Source organism: Pseudomonas sp. LS44 (genome assembly GCF_024730785.1).
GTDB lineage: Bacteria > Pseudomonadota > Gammaproteobacteria > Pseudomonadales > Pseudomonadaceae > Aquipseudomonas.
The window spans coordinates 1,429,328-1,448,712 of the sequence record NZ_CP102830.1; the positions used below are offsets into that span (position 1 = coordinate 1,429,328).

Below are 19,385 nucleotides of genomic sequence, written 5' to 3' on the forward strand. Positions count from 1 at the left end.
CGTCCTTGATCAATTCAGGAATCAACATGAGCGAAAGCTTTGCAGAACTTTTTGAAGAAAGCCTAAAGACCCTCGACATGCAGCCGGGTGCAATCATCACCGGCCTCGTTGTCGACATCGACGGTGACTGGGTCACTGTCCATGCCGGTCTGAAATCCGAAGGCGTCATCCCACTCGAGCAGTTCTACAACGAACAAGGCGAGTTGACCATCAAGGTCGGTGATGAAGTCCACGTCGCACTGGACGCGGTTGAAGACGGTTTCGGTGAAACCAAACTGTCCCGCGAAAAAGCCAAGCGCGCCGAGAGCTGGATTGTTCTGGAAGCTGCGTTCACTGCTGAGGAAGTGGTCAAGGGCGTTATCAACGGTAAGGTTAAAGGCGGCTTCACAGTCGACGTTAACGGCATCCGTGCGTTCCTGCCAGGTTCCTTGGTCGATGTTCGCCCAGTGCGCGACACCACGCACTTGGAAGGCAAAGAGCTCGAGTTCAAAGTCATCAAGCTTGACCAGAAGCGCAACAACGTTGTCGTTTCTCGTCGTAGCGTCCTCGAAGCCGAGAACTCCGCTGAGCGTGAAGCTCTGCTGGAATCCCTGCAGGAAGGTCAGCAAGTCAAAGGTATCGTCAAAAACCTCACCGACTACGGCGCGTTCGTGGACTTGGGTGGTGTCGATGGTCTGCTGCACATCACCGACATGGCTTGGAAACGTATCAAGCATCCGTCGGAAATCGTCAATGTTGGCGATGAGATCGATGTAAAAGTTCTGAAATACGATCGCGAGCGTAACCGCGTCTCCTTGGGCCTGAAGCAATTGGGCGAAGATCCGTGGGTTGCCATCAAGGCTCGTTACCCGGAAAACACTCGTGTTGTAGCGCGCGTTACCAACCTGACCGATTACGGCTGCTTCGCAGAGTTGGAAGAGGGCGTTGAAGGTCTGGTACACGTTTCCGAAATGGATTGGACCAACAAGAACATCCATCCTTCGAAAGTCGTACAAGTCGGCGACGAAGTGGAAGTCATGGTCCTCGACATCGACGAAGAGCGTCGCCGTATTTCCCTGGGTATCAAGCAGTGCAAAACCAACCCGTGGGAAGACTTCTCTGGTCGCTTCAATAAGAACGACAAGATTTCCGGCACCATCAAGTCGATCACCGATTTCGGTATCTTCATTGGTCTGGATGGCGGCATCGACGGCCTCGTACACCTGTCCGACATTTCTTGGAACGAGCCGGGCGAAGAAGCCGTTCGCCGCTTCAAGAAAGGCGACGAACTGGAAACCGTTATCCTCTCCGTCGATCCGGAGCGCGAGCGCATTTCCTTGGGTATTAAGCAGCTGGAAGACGATCCGTTCTCCAGCTATGTATCCCTGAATGACAAAGGCACCATCGTTCGCGGCACCGTGAAAGAAGTTGACGCCAAAGGCGCTGTAATCAGCCTGGGCGGCGAAATCGAAGCGATCCTGAAAGCCTCTGAAATTAGCCGTGACCGCGTTGAAGATGCGCGCAACGTGCTGAAGGAAGGCGATGAAGTTGAAGCTAAGATCATCAGCGTCGACCGTAAGAGCCGCGTGATCAACCTCTCCGTGAAGTCGAAAGACGTCGAGGACGAGAAAGACGCGATGAAAGAACTGCGTAGCAAGCAAGACGTAGAAAACACCGGTCCGACCACCATTGGTGATCTGATCCGTGCGCAGATGGAGAATCAGGGTTAATTCCTGAGGCTTCAGATTAAAAAAAGGGCGACTCATGGGTCGCCCTTTTTTGTTTCTGGCTTTCCTTCGGCTGAATCCCAGGCTTTTCAAAGCGTTACGGTCGTGCTAAAACCGATATACAGCTGATCTGGCCGCTTGAAAAAGAAGGGAAAACTTATGACCAAGTCGGAGTTGATCGAACGAATCGTCACCCACCAAGGGCAGCTTTCGTCCAGGGATGTGGAGCTCGCGATCAAAACCATGCTCGAACAGATGTCCCAAGCCCTGGCGACAGGGGATCGTATCGAGATACGCGGCTTTGGTAGCTTCTCTCTACATTTCCGTGCGCCCCGTGTTGGTCGGAATCCGAAGACCGGTGAGTCCGTGCGGCTGGATGGTAAGTTTGTGCCGCACTTTAAGCCAGGGAAGGAGTTGAGGGATCGGGTGAATGAGGAATGATTGTTTGATGTGAAGGTTTTTCTTCTGGATCGCTTAAGCTGCTCGATCGTTCACCTGCTGTTCTAAGGAAACTCTGAAGAAGACTTCCTGATTTTGGCAATATGCCCGGACTCCACCCGCTGAGTTCTCCGATGAAGCAGATGACCTTCGCCGACGCGGAGTACGCTGGCAAGCGCAAACAAACCCGCAAAGAGTTGTTCCTGATCGAGATGGGTCGGGTGGTGTCGTGGAAGGGCTTGATTGCCCTGATCGAGCCACATTACCCGAAGGGTGATGGTGGTCGTCCGGCCTATCCGTTGATGGCGATGCTGCGTGTGCATCTGATGCAGAACTGGTTTGGCTACAGCGACCCGGCGATGGAGGAGGCGCTGTACGAGACGACCATCCTGCGCCAGTTTGCAGGACTGAGTCTGGAGCGCATTTCCGACGAAACCACCATCCTCAACTTCCGCCGGCTGCTGGAGAAACACGAGCTGGCTGCCGGCATCCTTGCCGTGATCAATGGCTACCTGAGCGACCTAGGTTTGTCGTTGCGCCAAGGCACCATCGTCGATGCCGCGCTGATCAATGCGCCGAGTTCGACCAAGAACAAGGATGGCAAGCGCGACCCTGAAATGCACCAGACCAAGAAGGGCAACCAGTATTACTTCGGCATGAAGGCCCACATAGGCGTCGATGACGAATCGGGCTTGGTGCACAGCGTGGTGAGTACGGCAGCCAACGTGGCCGATGTCACTCAGGTCGACAAGCTGCTACACGGCACGGAGAGGGTGGTCTGCGCCGATGCCGGTTATACCGGGGTCGAGAAGCGCTCCGAGCATGAGGGCCGCCAACTCATCTGGCAAATTGCGGCCCGGCGCAGTACTTACAAGAAGTACGGCAAGCGCAGCCTGCTGTACCGGATAAAACGCAAGATCGAGAAAGCCAAAGCGCAGGTTCGGGCCAAAGTTGAGCATCCGTTTCGGGTGATCAAGCGCCAGTTCGGTTACGCGAAGGTGCGTTTCCGTGGTCTGGCGAAGAATACGGCACAGTTGGTGACGCTATTCGCATTGTCGAACCTGTGGATGGCACGCCGATATTTACTGACCAATGCAGGAGAGGTGTATCTGTAAAGCAGGAAATAGCTGCCGCGAGGTGCCTGCGGTGGCTAAAAACACAGGAATGAGCAGCTGATCGGATCGCTTTTGATCGATTTTCCGCTTTTAAAATCGGCGGTGATTGAAGTTAGCCAGAAATACGTGACTACTTCAGATCATCCCTAAACGCTGGTTCAACAAAAGGCCAGTATTGTGATGATTCCCGATGTGGATCGTTTTACTAATTAGAGTTCTGCTGGATTCCTAAGCGTTTTTTGTCTGATATCTACTAGCGAAAGCTTTTGAGTTAGTTGGCCTCGCTTAATAGTTTATTGTCTATGTTTTTCTGCGCAATTTTGTATCTGTTCCTGTTCCGTAAACTAAAAGTCAGTGTCGTGATGATAATTAAAATATATATATTCGAAATTGAGGTGTCTAGGGTGGGTCGGTGATGTTTTTATAATATTTTAAATGATCGATCAGCTATGAATGATGATATTTCTCTCGTCAGGCTTAATAATGATTAAGTTGATCAGAAAGAGTTGCTATGTGGCTAGCGGGCGCAAAGGGCTAATCCTTTCTTGTGGCTCTGGTTGTTAGTACTGTCGCTGCCTTCTATGCATTATTCAGTAAGCTGGTTTATGAAAGTGCATGCTTCCGTTCTGCCGCTCCTTCAAAGGGATATTGCAGGCTTCAATTTAGGGTGGAGTCTGAGCCTGAATTCATAGAATAAGTGCAACGCTTGAAACGAGAGGCAGAGAGCCAGCCACCGGTAGAATCCGGGCTCTCACACCAAAGGATTCAAGCGCAGATGACTACGCATTACCGGCAGCTGACTCAGGACCAACGTTACCAGATCGAGGCCGGGCTGAGTGCTGGAGAAAGCCAGGCGCACATTGCGAAACGGGTTGGCGTACACCCCTCGATGGTCAGTCGCGAGGTACGCCGAAACAGCTCTCAGAAGGGCTACAAGGCAGCTTCAGCGAACGATGAATGTAATGCCCGGCGAGAGGGGACGCGTAAGTTTCACAAGCCGGTGACATGGCTCAGCCATTATTTGCCCGAGTGGCTCAAGCACGGCATGAGCCCGGAGCAAATTGCTCATCGGTTGAAGCAGGAGCAACCTGCACGCGCGGTCAGCCACGAATGGATTTACCGATTCATTGCTGCCAACCGGCGCGCTGGCGGCGAGCTTTACAGATATCTGCGGCATCGCCGAAAGCGTTACCGCAAACGCTACGGGAGCCACGACCGGCGGGGCAACTGCGTAATCGCGTGTCGATCAGCGAGCGTCCAGTGGAGGTCGAAAGCCGCAAGCGCTTGGGGGATTGGGAGGGAGACACGGTGCATGGAGTTGGCGGTAATTTGGTCACCCTGGTTGATCGCAAAAGCGGCTACCTGTGCGCCTATCCGGTCAAGCGCAGGACACGCCGACAGGTGACAGGGGCGATCAATCTGCTGCTCCAAGGGCGCAGGGTTCACACGCTAACGCTGGACAATGGAAGGGAGTTTGCCGGGTATGAGCGCATCGCCCATCGGAGCCAGTGCCGAGTCTTTTTTGCAGATCCCTATTCATCTTGGCAACGTGGCACCAATGAAAATACCAACGGCCTGCTGCGACAGTATTTCTCCAAGGGCAGCGACTTCAGCAAGCTGACTGTCGAAGCCGTGAATCGAGTTGTAGTGACGATCAATTTACGCCCGCGCAAACGCTTGGGCTGGAAGACGCCCCACGAAGTGTATTCAGGCGTGAGCGTTGCACTTATGTGTTGAATTCAGGGAGTGATTCCCGCAAATCCAGCCCAGTCCCTGCGCCTGCTGATGTACCTCCAAGCGTAGGCTCAGCTTCATTTCTTTCAGAGTGGCCCGACGGATTTCTTGCCCGTGGTTTTGTCAATGCTCCAGGCCCAATCGCCCCAGGAAGAGCGCTCAGCCTGGGTAGGCATTGCCGACGAGTTGGTCTACCCGATTGATTGCGTGCTTGGGGTGCGCCTTGGCTGGCGTGGAGTGGTCCAGTTCGATCAATGTTAGGGCGCCGGTCTGCAGCAGGGCTGCCGCAGTACAATTTAGCGTATGAGGCGACGGTAGTGAGCAGTGGGAGTGTCGGCGCGAGGGCGGCATGTAAAAATCGAACTGCCTGCATTGGGTAGTGGGTCTTGGAATTTGTCCGGTAACAGCTTAGGTGCTCATCCAGCAGGCTTCATCGATCTCTATCGTCGACAAAAATTGTGGGGATCACTCAGGCTTTCGATAGCTTTCCTAGATGTGCTCGAGCGCAGCGGAACATTTGCTCTTATATACCTCTGGTGTGTAGTGGGTGGTAGTCCAGTGTCGAGCGTGTCTTCGATGGTCAGCTTCAGCTGCGAGCGGGCAGTTGATGTTTGCTGTCAGTTGAGGGCCGCAAGCGCCCCCTGCGCTTTCACCTACACTTCACCCCGACGTTCAGTTCCTGGGTAAGCATGATTGAACGCTTTTTCCGAGATATCACCGTCTACTTGCGTGGCGGTCGCTTCAGTATGGCAGGTGGGCTGGCCAGCGCTATCGCCACGTTTCTCGCACTGCATAATGCTCAGCTCGCTCGCAATGTCTGGAGTGCCAAAGGGGCTATTTTGCCCAAAATACAACGAGCGCGGGAGGCGCTCGCTTTACTGTTGAAGGAGGAGTTATTTGCGAGACGGCGCGCTAGGTGCTCTTTCCTGTCGCCCAGAAATTTCGTGCATGCCCGCCGCTGCGCCTGGCTTGATGGTCTAACATGGCAAGGCGCGGCTCTTAATTCAGATCGTTGCTGCGGTAGGCCCGGAGGTAGGCGCGTTTGGTTTTGACCTAGCCGGACGAGTTGTTGCGCGGGCGATTCATTGGCGTGTAGCGTGGATCGTCGGCGCAATAATTAGCTCAGCCGATCCGCTAAAAGCTTAAGGCAAAACCGTAGCGCGACCCACTCGGAAAGGGTCGAGCGGTCAAGGTGTCGCCGTTACGGGCGGCGATCTGTTTGAAGCGGTAGAGCGGCAGGTGATTGAGGAGCTGGTGTGCTTGATCCCCGAGCGGGAGGCGGTGCTGCCGCAAACATTAAAAACAGCGTGGCACGATCACACGACAACTACCTTGAAAATCGCCGGGTACTGGGCAGTGACTCCGAGCAAGGTGCGCGGAGATTTTTTATGATGCCCGCTCCAGGCGCGTTTCGGCCAGTTCCTTACGCAGGCGGGCATCCTCTGCTCCAACTCTGCCACGCATCTGGCTCCCGGCGCCGGCTTCTCATCGCAAGTCTTGGCGGCCACCACCCAGTTCCCCCCCCCCGGTGCCTTTGGGAATGCCAAGCCCTTCTGGCGGCCTCTCCCCTGGCTGAGTGCGTGCTCAAGAACCAGTTTCACGGCCTCTGTCCGAAGCTCCACAGAATACGAGTCTTGGTCTTTGTCGCTTGCTCCCGGCCGTTGATGGTAACAATCGTGACTGTCTGCCGGAATCAGGCTACTTCATTCGGACTTAGCGAAGCATCACCAGATGCCTTTGTGAGACGCTTACGGCACAATGTACAACCAATGAGTTTTCAGGAAGCCAAGAGATCCTGAAGCAGTAGTGTGTCTGATCAGAGCGAATGGCAATATGGTTGGCGTCAGCGAGCGCGCTGTGCGGCTATGCCTGATTAGGCTAAACTATTGAAAACCGACGCTAAAATGGAGTAGCAGTGAGCGCGAACGCCCCCACCCCTGTCGCTGGTTACAGCGATGAAATCGACTTGCTTGAGTTAGTTCAGAGTTTATGGAAGCAAAAGCTGCTGATCAGCCTTGTAATTGTGGTGGTTATGGGGCTTGCTGCCAGCTATGCCTTTTTATCGGTGCCCGTCTATGAGAGTAAGTCCAGCATTTTGCCCCCGCGTTTGGCGGATATCGCGGCCTATAACATGGGGCGTTCCGAGGCTGAGCTACCTGATTTTACGGTCGAAAAAGTCTACTCAATTTTCACCCAGAACCTTCGTTCTGACGGCTTGCGTCGGGAATTTTTCGAAGAAGTCTATCTGCCGGCCGAAACGGTAAGTCAAGTCGCAAAGGCAAAGGATCAGCTGTGGGAGAACTTCAACAATAAGCTGAGCGTTAGCAATCCTGACATGAAAAACAGTCCCCAGCGCTTTGCAGTGACCGTGCAGTCCGTTGAACCGGGCCGTACAGCAGAATGGGCGAACATGTATGTCGAGCGGGCAGCTAATAAGACCCGGCAAGACATGGCTGACACTGTTGCCGCCGAAATCAGCGCGCGGGTCAGATCGACGCAGAGTCGGATTTCGGTGCTGCGTGAAAGTGCTAGAAAGCTCCGCGAAGACCGTATTGCTCGGTTGAGTGAAGCCTTGATGGTGGCAGACAAAGTCGCCCTGCAAGCGCCACAAGTCAAAGCCAGCAGAACCTCCTCGGATGGCGAACTGAAGCAGTTCGTGGACGGCAACTTGATGTATATGCGCGGTGCCAAGGCCATTCGTGCTGAGCTGGACGTGCTGCAAAATCGCAAAAATGACGACCCCTTCATCACCGACCTGCGTAAGCTGGAAAACAAGCTGGACTTTCTGGCCAAAGTCAGCGTAAGCCCCGATGGGGTAGAGGTGTTTACCCTGGACAGCGCCGCAGAAGTACCGGAAACCCCAATCAAACCACGGAAAGCCCTGATCCTGGCTCTTGGCTTGGTTCTGGGTGGCATGCTGGGCGTCTTTATCGCTCTTATTCGCGGCATGCTGGCCAAGCGTCGCGAGTCAATTGCTTGATGTGAGCAATCCTCTAGGGATGCTCTGAGAAGTCCGCTCTGGGGAAGCCAGTGCCAGTAAACATGCGGATACGGCTGGCGTCTTCGCGAAATCGGCTCTATTCAGAGCGTCCTCAATCGCATATCACCAATTTTTAGCGTTCTGGAAATAACATGCTCAATCTAAACCAAACCAAACTCGCCATCATTGGCCTTGGTTATGTAGGTTTGCCGCTCGCCGTGGAGTTCGGAAAAGCGCACCCCGTAGTGGGTTTTGATATCAATTTGACGCGGATTGCAGAGTTGCAGTCTGGTAACGACAGCACGCTGGAAGTCACACATGAAGAGTTGGTTGCGGCAAATCAGCTGACATTCAGCAATCGTCACGAAGATATCGCCGATTGCGGTGTATTTATAGTCACCGTACCGACGCCAATTGACAAAGCCAATCGCCCGGATCTGACACCCTTGATCAAGGCGAGTGAAACGGTTGGCAAGGCTATAAAGGCCGGTGCTGTGGTGATCTATGAGTCAACGGTCTATCCGGGCTGTACAGAAGAGGTGTGTGTCCCGGTTCTGGAAAAGCACTCTGGTCTGAAGTTCAACCAGGATTTTTTCTGTGGCTATAGTCCGGAGCGCATTAATCCGGGCGATAAGGTCAACACGTTGACCAAGATCAAAAAGATTACCAGTGGCTCGACGGTAGAAGTGGCTAAGGCCGTGGATGCGCTCTATGCCAGTATCATCTCTGCGGGCACATTTCCCGCAGCCAGCCTGAAAGTGGCCGAAGCGGCGAAAGTGATCGAAAACACACAGCGCGACTTGAACATCGCTTTGGTAAACGAGCTTTCAATCATTTTTGATCGCCTCGGGATCGATACCTTGGAGGTGCTTGAGGCAGCAGGAAGCAAATGGAATTTCCTGCCCTTCCGCCCAGGGATGGTCGGTGGGCATTGCATCGGTGTCGATCCGTACTATCTGACACACAAGGCGGAGGAGGTTGGTTACCATCCGCAAGTTATCCTCGCCGGTCGGCGCATCAACGACAACATGGCACGCTATGCCGCGCGTAACGTGATCAGGCTCATGTTGTGTAATGGCATTGATGTGGCGCGGAGCACAGTTGGCGTGCAGGGGATAACCTTCAAGGAAAATTGCCCGGATATCCGCAACAGCAAAATCGCTGATCTGGTTCGCGAGCTTGAAACTTGGGGTGTCACAGTTGTTGTTTCTGATCCTTGGGCTGATGCCGCGGAAGTTGAGCATGAGTACGGTATCCGCTTGGGGACTATCGACTCGGATCACCCGGTGGACTCGTTGATAGTTGCTGTTGGTCACAGCGAGTTCAGGCGGGAGAATGTCACTGAATTACGCTCGGTCTGCCGTGGTGAAAGTCCAGTGCTGGCAGACCTGAAGTGCTTGTATGATCGCCATGCTGCTAAAGAAGCTGGATTTACAGTCTTTCGATTGTAAGCAGCCCATAGAGGTTTTGGCCAACTGTGCGGGTTGTAATTAATACGAACTAATTTAGTTTGCCTCAAGTGGCACTAGAAGAGATTTATTGAATGAAGCATTTTGCTTTGATCGGCGCTGCCGGTTACATTGCTCCCCGCCATATGCGTGCCATCAAAGACACCGGCAACGTGTTGGTATCCGCCTACGACATTAATGACTCCGTCGGTATCATCGACAGCATCTCGCCGCAAAGCGAGTTTTTCACCGAGTTCGAACGCTTCCAAGAACACGCTTACCGTCTGAAGCGCGATTCAGTTAGCGCGCTCGACTATGTCGCCGTTTGCTCGCCCAACTACCTGCATCATTCGCATATCGTCGCGGGCCTGCGCCTGGGTTGCGATGTCATCTGCGAAAAACCGCTCGTACCTACTCCGGAAAATCTCGATGAACTGGCCTTGGTTGAGCGAGAAACCGGGAAGCGCCTCTACAACATCCTGCAACTACGTCACCACCAGGCCATCCTTGACCTTAAGGACAAAGTCGCTCGCGAAAACAGCGAACACAAATATGATGTCGAGCTGACCTACATCACCTCGCGCGGCAAGTGGTATATGGAGAGCTGGAAAGGCGACCCGCGCAAGTCCTTCGGCGTGGCTACCAATATCGGTGTGCATTTTTACGACATGCTGCATTTCATTTTCGGAAAACTGCAGCGTAATGTCGTGCACTTCGTTTCGGACTATAAAGCCGCTGGCTACTTGGAGTACGAGAAGGCTCGCGTGCGCTGGTTCCTCTCCATCGATGCGAACGACCTACCTGAGTCCGTGAAGGGCAAGAAGCCTACTTACCGTTCCATTACCGTCAACTGTGAGGAAATAGAGTTTTCCGAAGGCTTCACCGACCTACACACTACCAGCTATCAGGAAATTCTCGCGGGTCGTGGTTACGGTATCGAAGATGCCCGTCATTGTGTTGATACGGTGAATACTATTCGTACCGCTGCAATCGTCAATGCGCAGAACGATGAAGGTCACCCGTGTCTGAGTCACCTGGTCTAAATCGTGTAGGAGCTAGCGTCATGACGAAAGTGTTGATCGGCCGCAGGAAACATATATGAACTACTTCCAGCACCCCAGCGCAATCGTCGACGAAGGCGCGCAGATCGGTGAAGGCTCGCGTGTTTGGCACTTTGTCCACGTCTGTGGTGGTGCCCGCATAGGTAAGGGCGTATCTCTTGGTCAGAACGTCTTCGTCGGAAATAAGGCTGTGATCGGTGACAACTGCAAGGTTCAGAACAACGTCTCCATCTACGACAAGGTTACTCTTGAAGAGGGAGTGTTCTGCGGTCCGAGTATGGTTTTCACTAATGTGTACAATCCGCGCTCGTTGATCGAGCGTAAGAGCGAATACCGCGACACCCTGGTCAGGCGCGGCGTCACACTCGGCGCAAACTGCACCATAGTCTGCGGCGTGACCATTGGCGAGTTCGCTTTCATCGGCGCTGGTGCAGTAATCAACAAGGACGTGTCGGCCTATGCCCTCATGGTCGGGGTGCCGGCGCGGCAGATTGGCTGGATGAGTGAATACGGCGAGCAGCTGGAATTGCCCCTGGAAGGTGAGGGCAGCGCTCCCTGTATCCATACCGGTGCGCGTTATGTGCTTCGCGGCAACGTCCTTAGCAAGGGGAATGTGGCGTGATCGAGTTCATCGACCTCAAGGCGCAGCAGGCGCTGATCAAGGACAGGATCGACGCCGGCATCCAGCGGGTCCTAGCGCACGGCCAGTACATACTCGGTCCGGAAGTGAGCGAGTTGGAAGAGAGGCTCGCCGCCTTTGTCGGCATGAAATACTGCATCAGCGTCGCTAACGGCACCGACGCCTTGCAGATCTCCCAGATGGCCCTGGGCATTGGGCCGGGCGATGAAGTGATCACTCCCGGCTTTACCTATATCGCCACCGCGGAAACTGTTGCTCTGCTTGGCGCCAGGCCAGTGTATGTAGACATCGATCCCCGCACCTACAACCTCGACCCGCGTCTGCTGGAGGCAGCCATCACGCCGCGTACCAAGGCGATCATCCCAGTGTCGCTGTACGGTCAGTGCGCCGATTTTGATGCCATCAACACAATCGCTGGGCGCCATGGTATACCGGTCATTGAGGATGCTGCGCAGAGCTTTGGCGCTACCTACAAGGGCAAGCACTCCTGCAGCCTGAGCAGTATTGCCTGCACCAGCTTCTTCCCGAGCAAGCCGTTGGGCTGCTACGGCGACGGCGGAGCAATCTTTACTAACGACGAGGAGCTGGCCAAGGTCATCCGCCAGATTGCCCGCCATGGCCAAGATCGTCGCTACCACCACATCCGCGTGGGTGTAAACAGTCGCTTGGATACCATTCAGGCTGCCATTCTCCTGCCCAAGCTAGAAATCTTCCCCCGTGAGTTGGAGCTGCGCGAGCAGGCCGCGCAACTTTATGTCCGCCTGCTCCGTGATGCCGGCATTGCCGCGCCTTACATCGAGGCTCATAACCAGAGTGCTTGGGCGCAGTACACGGTGCAAGTGGGCAGGCGTGATGAGGTTCTCGAGCGCCTCAAGGTGGCCGGCGTGCCCGCGGCGGTACATTATCCCATCCCGCTGAACCGCCAGCCGGCGGTAAGGGACGACGCTGTTCGCCTGTCAGTGGGCGACGCCGTTGCCGAGCGGGTAATGAGCCTGCCGATGCACCCCTATTTGGATGCAGCATCACAGCTATCCATCATCCATTCATTGCAAGAGAGTCTGGCGCATGACCTGTAAAATCGTCACCATCGTGGGAGCCCGCCCACAGTTCATTAAGGCGGCGGCGGTCTCGCGGGAGATTCTCAAACACCCGGGCAGACTCGAGGAAGTGATAGTGCATACCGGCCAGCACTACGACCCGAACATGTCCCAGGTATTCTTCGACGAACTAGAAATTCCGCTGCCTAAGTACAACTTGGAAATTTCCGGTGGGGGCCATGGCGCTATGACCGGGCGCATGCTCGAAGGGATCGAGCAGATCCTGCTCGACGAGAGGCCTGACTGGGTGCTCATCTACGGTGATACCAACTCTACCTTGGCCGGAGCGTTGGCGGCAGCCAAACTGCATATCCCAGTCGCGCATGTCGAGGCGGGCCTGCGCTCTTTTAACATGCACATGCCTGAAGAGATCAACCGCATTCTCGCCGATCGTGTTTCCACACTGCTGCTCTGTCCGACCGAAATAGCCATGCGGAATCTAGCTGACGAGGGTATTCGTAAGGGTGTAAGCAATGTTGGCGACGTGATGTACGACGTCTCGTTGTATTTCCGAGGTCTGGCAGCAAGGCGTAGCACCATTCTCGCGCACCTCGGTTTGACGTCGTCACGTTACGTGCTGGCCACTTGTCATCGGGCCGAAAACACAGATGACCCTGCGCGGTTGCGGGAGATCGTGGCAGGCCTTCAGGGTATAGCTCGAAAAACAACAGTCGTGTTGCCCCTGCATCCTCGTACTCGCCAGGCGCTAGTCAGTCAGCAGCTACTATGTTCGCTCGAAGGTGTTGTGTTGACGGAACCGTTACCTTTTCTGGATATGATCTCTTTGGAATTATCCGCAGCAGCCATCGTGACGGATTCCGGTGGGGTGCAAAAGGAAGCTTTTTTCTTCCAGGTGCCCTGCATCACCGTGCGAGATGAGACCGAGTGGGTTGAATCCGTCGACTTGGGATGGAACACACTTGTAGGTGCCAGCCAGGTTCGCATCGTCGATGCTTTCGATAACCTTAGCGGCGGAACCCCCAATGTCTTCCCCTACGGCGACGGAGCGGCTGCGGGGAAGATCGTTCACGCCATATTGACTAACTAATGAATCCGGCGATGTGCCTTGGTTATATGGAGTAAGTGTCATTAAGAAAAGTAATTTGCGCTGGTTTACGCTCGGTTCGCTTGCTACAAGCTCGCTTAGTTTCATCTCGATCCCCATCATCGCCTGGGTGTTTAACGATGTGGATATCGGCAAGGCTGCCCTACTGATCTCGACTGGCGGGCTGTGCACCATATTGTTTTCGCTCGGACTGGACCAAGGCTACAGTCGAGAGTTCAACGAAACACCCGACCATGTGGCCTTGCTGCTGAACTCGATGGTGCCGGGATTTACTCTATTCACCGCGGTGGCTGTTCTCGTCCTCGCCTTCCAATCGACATGGCTTTCGTGGGTTCTGTTCGGGCAGCACTCTTTGGCTTTGAGCCTGTTCGTGGTCGGTTACCTTTTTATCGTTTTGGTCTCGCGGTTCCTGAGTCTAAGTCATCGCATGCGCGAAGATGGCAAACGCTACGCCCTGAGCTTTCTTGTTTCCAAGATCACATTTGTCGCCCTAATTTGCCTAGCCTACGTCAAGTCGGGGTCGGGCCTTTTCGAACTGCTGCTTGCACACGGCGCCTCTGTCTCCGTTGGCTTGATCTACCTGCTCGCGACCACCCACACGCTGTGGTCGAGGATGCGACCGTCGCTTATCGACCGGAAACTCCTGTCCAAGTTGCTGGCTTTCGGACTGCCGATGGCGGCGGGCGGGCTGCTGTTTTGGGGCTTGGAAGGCGTCGATAAGTTTATGCTGCGCTCTTTGTCGAGCTTCTCCGAACTAGGCGTCTACAGTATCGCACTGAGTATCTCTGCCATTGCCAACGTGGCAACTTCGATGTTCACTACCATCTGGATTCCTGTGGTCTACCGATGGGTGGCTAACACGGAAGACCTGTCCCGCATCGACCAGGTGTCCCAGCATATCCTGGCAGCGGTGGTGTTTCTGATCGGCGCGGCCGGGGCATCGAGTTGGCTGCTGGAGTTCGCACTTCCCGAGCAGTACCGCGTAGTACAGTACTTGATTCCGGCATGTATGCTTTGGCCGCTGTTCTACGCGCTATCCGAAACTACTGGCTTGGGTATCGCTATTACGCGCTCCTCACACTCTGGGCTGGTGTTAGCGGCGGTTTCCCTCGCGGTCAACGTGGGGCTCAATCTGGTGTTATTACCGCGATTAGGCAGCATCGGTGCCGTCGTTTCACTGGCAGTCAGTATCTGGGTCTTCATGGCTCTGCGCACTGAGGTCTCCTACCGTATCTGGCGGCAGATGCCGCGCCAGTGCCTATACACTTGGACGCTCGCGGCGCTGGTACTGTCGTGCGCCCATGCGCTTTTTGGCTCCGCTGCGCGTGCGCCGATGCTCGCCTTCTGGCTGGCGTTCCTCTCCATCGCATGCATCGCTTTCCGCAGCAGCATCGAGCAAGCCAGGGCATTGATCCTGGCGCAACTGTGCCGCAGGCGCAACCAGTCTTCCTGCTAAGAGATCTATCCATGCACGTGCTTTTCATCCCCTCTTGGTATCCGGCGACGCCTGGTGACATGGCAGGCTGTTTCTTCAGGGAGCAGGCGCTGGCACTGCAAGACCATGGTATGAGGGTGGGCGTCATCACGCCTGTCTTCAGGTCGCTAACGCGATGGCAGGCCCTCGTCCAAGGAGGCTACGGCTTGCAGTCGGAGAACGACAGCGGTATCGAGACTCTTCGCTTCCATGGTGTACGCGTTTTCTCTTGGAACAATACGCTGAACATGAAGTTCTGGGAGCGCACCGGTCTGTGCGCCTTCGACGAATACCAGCATCGCCACGGCCGGCCAGACGTACTGCACGTACACGCCATGATTTTCGGACTGGCCTGGGCCGCAGCCATCCACCGCGTGCACGGCATTCCCTTTATCGTGACGGAGCACAGTAGTGAGTTCGAGCGAACCACTGTAAAGGGAGGGGCGCTGTCTTACTTAGCTAAGGAGGCAGCGGGCGCTTCCCGCACGTTTGGTGTCTCTAGTTCGCTCTGCAACGTGCTGCAAAAGCAAGTTCCACTGCCTGCTGGGAGGTATTGGGAAGCTATGCCCAACATGGTGTCATCTCGATTTGGTGCCGAACCGTGCCGTAAGCCGCTCGGTGACGATTGCGTTCGCCCGCTTGTTCTGCTTAGCGTTGCCGGGTTGGAGCTGAATAAGGGGCATCACCATTTGCTGAATGCGGTGCGCCAGGCGGCTGACGCCGGCGAGAGTTTTGAACTTCGCATTTGCGGCGGCGGGCCCCAAGAGTCTGCTCTCAAGGAGCTCACTGTCGAACTGGGCCTACAGGATCGAGTCACGTTCCTTGGGTATTGCAGTCGCGAAGTGGTCATCGGCGAAATGGCGGCCGCTAATGCTCTTGTGGTGGCCAGCAGCATCGAAACGTTCGGTGTAGTTGTTATCGAAGCCCTTATGAGCGGCAAGCCTGTGCTTAGCACTCGCTGCGGCGGCCCCGAAGACATCGTCATCGATGGTCGTGATGGCATTCTGGTCGAGAAGGACGATCCCGCCGCCCTGGCCGCCGGCCTGCTGCGACTGGAGCGCGAGTTGGGTTGCTTCGACTCACAGGATCTTCGCCGACGTTGCATCGAGCGTTTCTCCGAAGCCGCATTCGCCCGCCGCTATGCCAACGTGTATCGCGAGGTCGCTTTATGTGCCTTGCCCGCGAAGGCGACCCCGTGAAACCGAATCGACCACGCGCAGCCTTCGCGTTCACGGCCTTACTGCTTCTGCACGACCCTATCATCACGCTTGCGGGTAGCGCCCTGCTGAGCCATGCGCTGCTCGTTTTTGGCATGCTCTGGTTCTGCATGGTAGCGGTCTCACGCGTGCTGGTGTCGTGCCGGCTCCCTTGGGTCGGCGGGCTGCCGACTTTTGCCACCGTCTGCTCGCTGGCGGGTCTGGGCGTGATCTATTCGCTCATTGACCAGGGAAGCCTGAATGTCCAGCTCCAGTTCCTCGCCACTTTTGTGCTGCTTCCAGTCATGTGGTTGGCATTCTCCGAGCTTGCCGAGCACTCGGACTTACGAAGCTCGCTCGGTCGGCTGCTGCTGGTCTATGTGGCCACTGAACTGGCAATCATGATGCTGCAACTCGCCTACTTCCTCATCGGCGTTGGCATACCTCCGGGGGATATCTACGAATCGATGGTCCCGGGCTCGCAGTTCAACGGCAACAACCTTGCCGCGATCATCGTCCTGCTGAGCATCTTCTACAACGCATCGTCACATGACGCACGGGGCCGCGAGCGGCTGTTGTTCAACTTGATCGTGGTAGCGATCCTGCTTATCACCGCCTCCCGCTTGGCCATTCTGCTGTATCTTGCTGACCGGATCCGATGCATGGGACTGCACAAGATGGGGCGGTTGCTGGCCACCGTGGTCATCCTGGTGGTTTGCGCAGTCGGGGTCACCAGCATCGAGTACACAGGCAACGAGACTATCGATGCCAGCCTTTACAAGGCTAAGTCTCTGGCTACCGTCGTCCAGGTCGGCATGGAAGCGGACAGCTCCACGTCCAGCCGGGCCGCGTCCTACTTCAATTTCATAGACCAACTCGGCCGCTTGGGCACCGGCTCTGCCGCCATCCTCAACTACTCCAACTTCACCGTCGACGCTGTCTTTGAGGACAAGGCTCTGTACGTGAACCCGCACTCCTTGATTGCCGAATTTGGTTATTGGATGGGCTGGCCTGGTTTGTTGGTGCTGGGCGTATTCCTGCTGATCACCTACATGCGACCCAGTCAGGGCAGCTTGGGGCAGCGGGGATTCGTCCTTATGGCAATCTTGCTGACCACGTCCATTCCCTCATCCGCCATTCCGCTTCCGCCGCTCTGGGTAGGGCTGTTGCTGCTCGCCATGCTCGGGGCGTTCGGGCCGACATACCGCGCAGGCACGCAGGCACGCAGGCTCCCACTCTGATGTATAAACCGAGGCCGGTACTTCAATGCTCTCTAAAGATTCAATGACTATTCACGTCGTCTGTATCACGGCCGGTGAATGGCCAGCGCAAAAGGGCCTGCTGGTGTCGCAGGTCTTGGAGACCGCACGTGCGCTTCAAGCTAAGGGCCATACAGTCTCATGGTTTGCGGCGATTCCGTTGTTGTCGCGTCTGAAACGTTGGGTACTGCGCGACCATGACCTGCAATGGCTACAAGCTGAATGTAAAAGCGCTGGTATCCTTTTTCACTACAAAATAGTCCCGGTGACACTTGGCAGTCCATGGTCGATGCTGCTGCGCGGCTGGTGGCACGACCGTTTGATGCGACATGCATTGGATCTCCCGGTCAGCGGCCCCGGCACTACTCGCGCGACAGTGTTGCACGCCAGGAGCTACGACGCCGCAGATATTGGGCTCCGCCTGCGCCGGCGCATGCATGGCAAAAATCCCGCCCGCCCGGTGGTGATGTCGTTCGACATGCGTAGCTTCCTTGGCCCCGAAAGCCCAATGGGCCATGGTGCCGTCGGGACCGCGGCCTATGGCTTCGTCAAGGCGCTTGAATTTGAACTGGTTCGCGATTCCGACGTGTCCTTCCTGCCTGTCAACGTAGGGCGGCGCCAATACTTTGAGGAAACCGGCTTGACCATCCAATACGCCCCCATCCATGGGCTGGATCGGGAGCAGGGTTGGAAGGTGGATTTCGATACGCGTTGGGCCAACCGTCGGATCGGCTACTCGGGCTCGGTGGGCCAGTGGCACGACCCGGTATTGCTGCGGCAGATCTTCGATCTCTTCCCACGGTGTCGGCCGCAACTGGCGAGCAGGATGATCAACGCCTTCGCAGATTTGGACTGCAAGCTCTACCGGCATTCGGAACTGCCGGACTACTACGACGGCCTGCTAGCGGTGGTGATCCCCGGGATTGCCCAGGCCGGGGACTACTACCGCACGTTGCAGATGCGATGCAACCTCTTTTCGACGAAGGCATCAGAGGCGCTTTCCATGGGCGTGCCTCTCATCGTCTCGTCCGAGCTCCAGGAGCTTGCGGACTTCGTGCGTGAGCACGAGTGCGGCATCGTCGTCGACATCAGAAACGGGCGCCCTGTGCTGCCCCAACTTCCAGGCCTCGACTCACGGGCGCTCTGGGAACGCCTGACCGGTAATGCTGCACGGGTGGGCGCGCGCTTCGCTCGGTCGGCCGTTCTGGAAGTCTATGAACGCGCCTGGGAGGCAGCATTGGCTCGCAGGCAAGGAGAGCAACTGTGAAAATCGGATTTACATTTACCAATTACAACAACTCGCGCTTGAGTATCCAGGCCGCGCAGTCGATCGCCGCGAACCACGGCGATTGCGACTACGAAATCGTGCTGGTTGACAACGCCTCGACAGACGAAGAGCGCATGATCCTCTCCCCTTCTGGTGCGCTGCCTGTACACTGCACGGTGTTGTGGAACCCCTATAATGTCGGCTACTTCGACGGGCTAAACCTAGGCATGGCTGCTTTGCTCAAGCGCGCATCGCAATATGACGCGATTGTCATCGGCAATAACGATCTTGTCTTCGAGCCCGAGTTTTTTGAAGGCTTAAAGCGTCATACGGACGTTTTGGCCAAGCAGTCCGTGGTTTCGCCAAATATCATCACGCTCGACAATCAACATCAAAATCCGCATGTTATCGCCGGTGTTAGTCGGTTGCGTGAATTTGTCTGGGATCTCTACTTTTCGAACTTCATGCTGTCTCAGTTGATAGGTTGGGCTGCCCAGCGTGCACGCTCGCTGGTTAGCCGGAAAGACCACTGCGCCCATGCCATCGAGGGGGCTATCTATCAAGGTTACGGCGCATGCTACATATTAACTCCAAATTTCTTCCGGAAATACAAACGCCTTTGGTCGCCAGGTTTTTTAATGGGTGAGGAGTTCTATCTTGCTCGTCAACTTGCAGCTGAAGGCGAGCAGATGTACTACGTGCCAGACATTCCAGTCCGACATCATGATCACGCAACCGTGTCTAAGCTCCCCAGTCTGCGGCTTTGGGAAATGACAAGGCAGTACCATCGAATTTATCGTTTCTTTATTAGCCCCTATCGATGGTCTATGGATAGCGGCAAAACCCCTGCTGACTTTGACCTGAGTCAAGGATCCCCCAAAACCAATGTCAACTCTTAATGCTA

The 19,385-nt window shown here is 55.5% G+C and carries 14 protein-coding genes and 2 pseudogenes; all 16 read left to right on the forward strand.

Annotated elements, in window-relative coordinates:
* Nucleotides 1-26: 26 nt before the first annotated feature.
* Nucleotides 27-1,709, forward strand: a complete 1,683-nt coding sequence (gene rpsA, locus NVV93_RS06455; protein ID WP_258253619.1) for a 30S ribosomal protein S1 — start codon at nt 27-29, stop codon at nt 1,707-1,709.
* A gap of 156 nt (nt 1,710-1,865) precedes the next feature.
* Nucleotides 1,866-2,147: an integration host factor subunit beta gene (gene ihfB / locus NVV93_RS06460; RefSeq protein ID WP_258253620.1), complete on the forward strand. Its 282-nt coding sequence runs from the start codon at nt 1,866-1,868 to the stop codon at nt 2,145-2,147.
* A gap of 131 nt (nt 2,148-2,278) precedes the next feature.
* Complete coding sequence (locus NVV93_RS06465; protein WP_258253621.1) at nt 2,279-3,259, forward strand: IS5 family transposase; 981 nt, start codon at nt 2,279-2,281, stop codon at nt 3,257-3,259.
* A 775-nt stretch (nt 3,260-4,034) separates the two neighbouring features.
* Nucleotides 4,035-4,996, forward strand: a pseudogene (locus NVV93_RS06470) (IS30 family transposase).
* A gap of 641 nt (nt 4,997-5,637) precedes the next feature.
* Nucleotides 5,638-5,865: pseudogene (locus NVV93_RS06475) on the forward strand (IS630 family transposase); the annotation flags it as partial.
* 1,043 nt (nt 5,866-6,908) lie between these two features.
* Nucleotides 6,909-7,973 (forward strand): LPS O-antigen chain length determinant protein WzzB, encoded by a 1,065-nt coding sequence (locus NVV93_RS06480; RefSeq protein WP_258253622.1) that lies wholly within the window; start codon nt 6,909-6,911, stop codon nt 7,971-7,973.
* A gap of 152 nt (nt 7,974-8,125) precedes the next feature.
* The gene (locus NVV93_RS06485) at nt 8,126-9,424 is read left to right on the forward strand and encodes a nucleotide sugar dehydrogenase (protein ID WP_258253623.1); all 1,299 of its coding nucleotides are present in this window, start codon (nt 8,126-8,128) and stop codon (nt 9,422-9,424) included.
* 92 nt (nt 9,425-9,516) lie between these two features.
* Nucleotides 9,517-10,464: a UDP-N-acetyl-2-amino-2-deoxy-D-glucuronate oxidase gene (gene wbpB / locus NVV93_RS06490; RefSeq protein ID WP_258253624.1), complete on the forward strand. Its 948-nt coding sequence runs from the start codon at nt 9,517-9,519 to the stop codon at nt 10,462-10,464.
* A 55-nt stretch (nt 10,465-10,519) separates the two neighbouring features.
* Nucleotides 10,520-11,104, forward strand: a complete 585-nt coding sequence (locus NVV93_RS06495) for an acyltransferase (protein WP_258253625.1) — start codon at nt 10,520-10,522, stop codon at nt 11,102-11,104.
* On the forward strand, nt 11,101-12,198 hold the full coding sequence (locus tag NVV93_RS06500) for a DegT/DnrJ/EryC1/StrS aminotransferase family protein (protein WP_258253626.1): 1,098 nt from the start codon (nt 11,101-11,103) through the stop codon (nt 12,196-12,198). Before NVV93_RS06495 ends, NVV93_RS06500 begins: the two co-directional genes overlap by 4 nt.
* A complete protein-coding gene (gene wecB, locus NVV93_RS06505; protein WP_258253627.1) occupies nt 12,188-13,267 on the forward strand; it encodes a non-hydrolyzing UDP-N-acetylglucosamine 2-epimerase in 1,080 nt (359 codons plus the stop codon). The genes NVV93_RS06500 and wecB overlap by 11 nt, the downstream gene beginning before the upstream one ends.
* 55 nt (nt 13,268-13,322) lie before the next feature.
* Entirely contained in the window at nt 13,323-14,741 is a 1,419-nt protein-coding gene (locus tag NVV93_RS06510) for a lipopolysaccharide biosynthesis protein (protein WP_258253628.1), read from the forward strand.
* An 11-nt stretch (nt 14,742-14,752) separates the two neighbouring features.
* Nucleotides 14,753-15,958 carry a glycosyltransferase gene (locus NVV93_RS06515; RefSeq protein ID WP_258253629.1) on the forward strand — a complete coding sequence of 402 codons (1,206 nt, stop codon included), beginning with the start codon at nt 14,753-14,755 and terminating at the stop codon, nt 15,956-15,958.
* Nucleotides 15,955-17,196: an O-antigen ligase family protein gene (locus NVV93_RS06520; protein ID WP_258253630.1), complete on the forward strand. Its 1,242-nt coding sequence runs from the start codon at nt 15,955-15,957 to the stop codon at nt 17,194-17,196. The genes NVV93_RS06515 and NVV93_RS06520 overlap by 4 nt, the downstream gene beginning before the upstream one ends.
* A gap of 25 nt (nt 17,197-17,221) precedes the next feature.
* Entirely contained in the window at nt 17,222-18,481 is a 1,260-nt protein-coding gene (locus tag NVV93_RS06525) for a hypothetical protein (protein WP_258253631.1), read from the forward strand.
* Entirely contained in the window at nt 18,478-19,380 is a 903-nt protein-coding gene (locus NVV93_RS06530) for a glycosyltransferase family 2 protein (protein WP_258253632.1), read from the forward strand. The genes NVV93_RS06525 and NVV93_RS06530 overlap by 4 nt, the downstream gene beginning before the upstream one ends.
* Nucleotides 19,381-19,385: the final 5 nt, after the last annotated feature.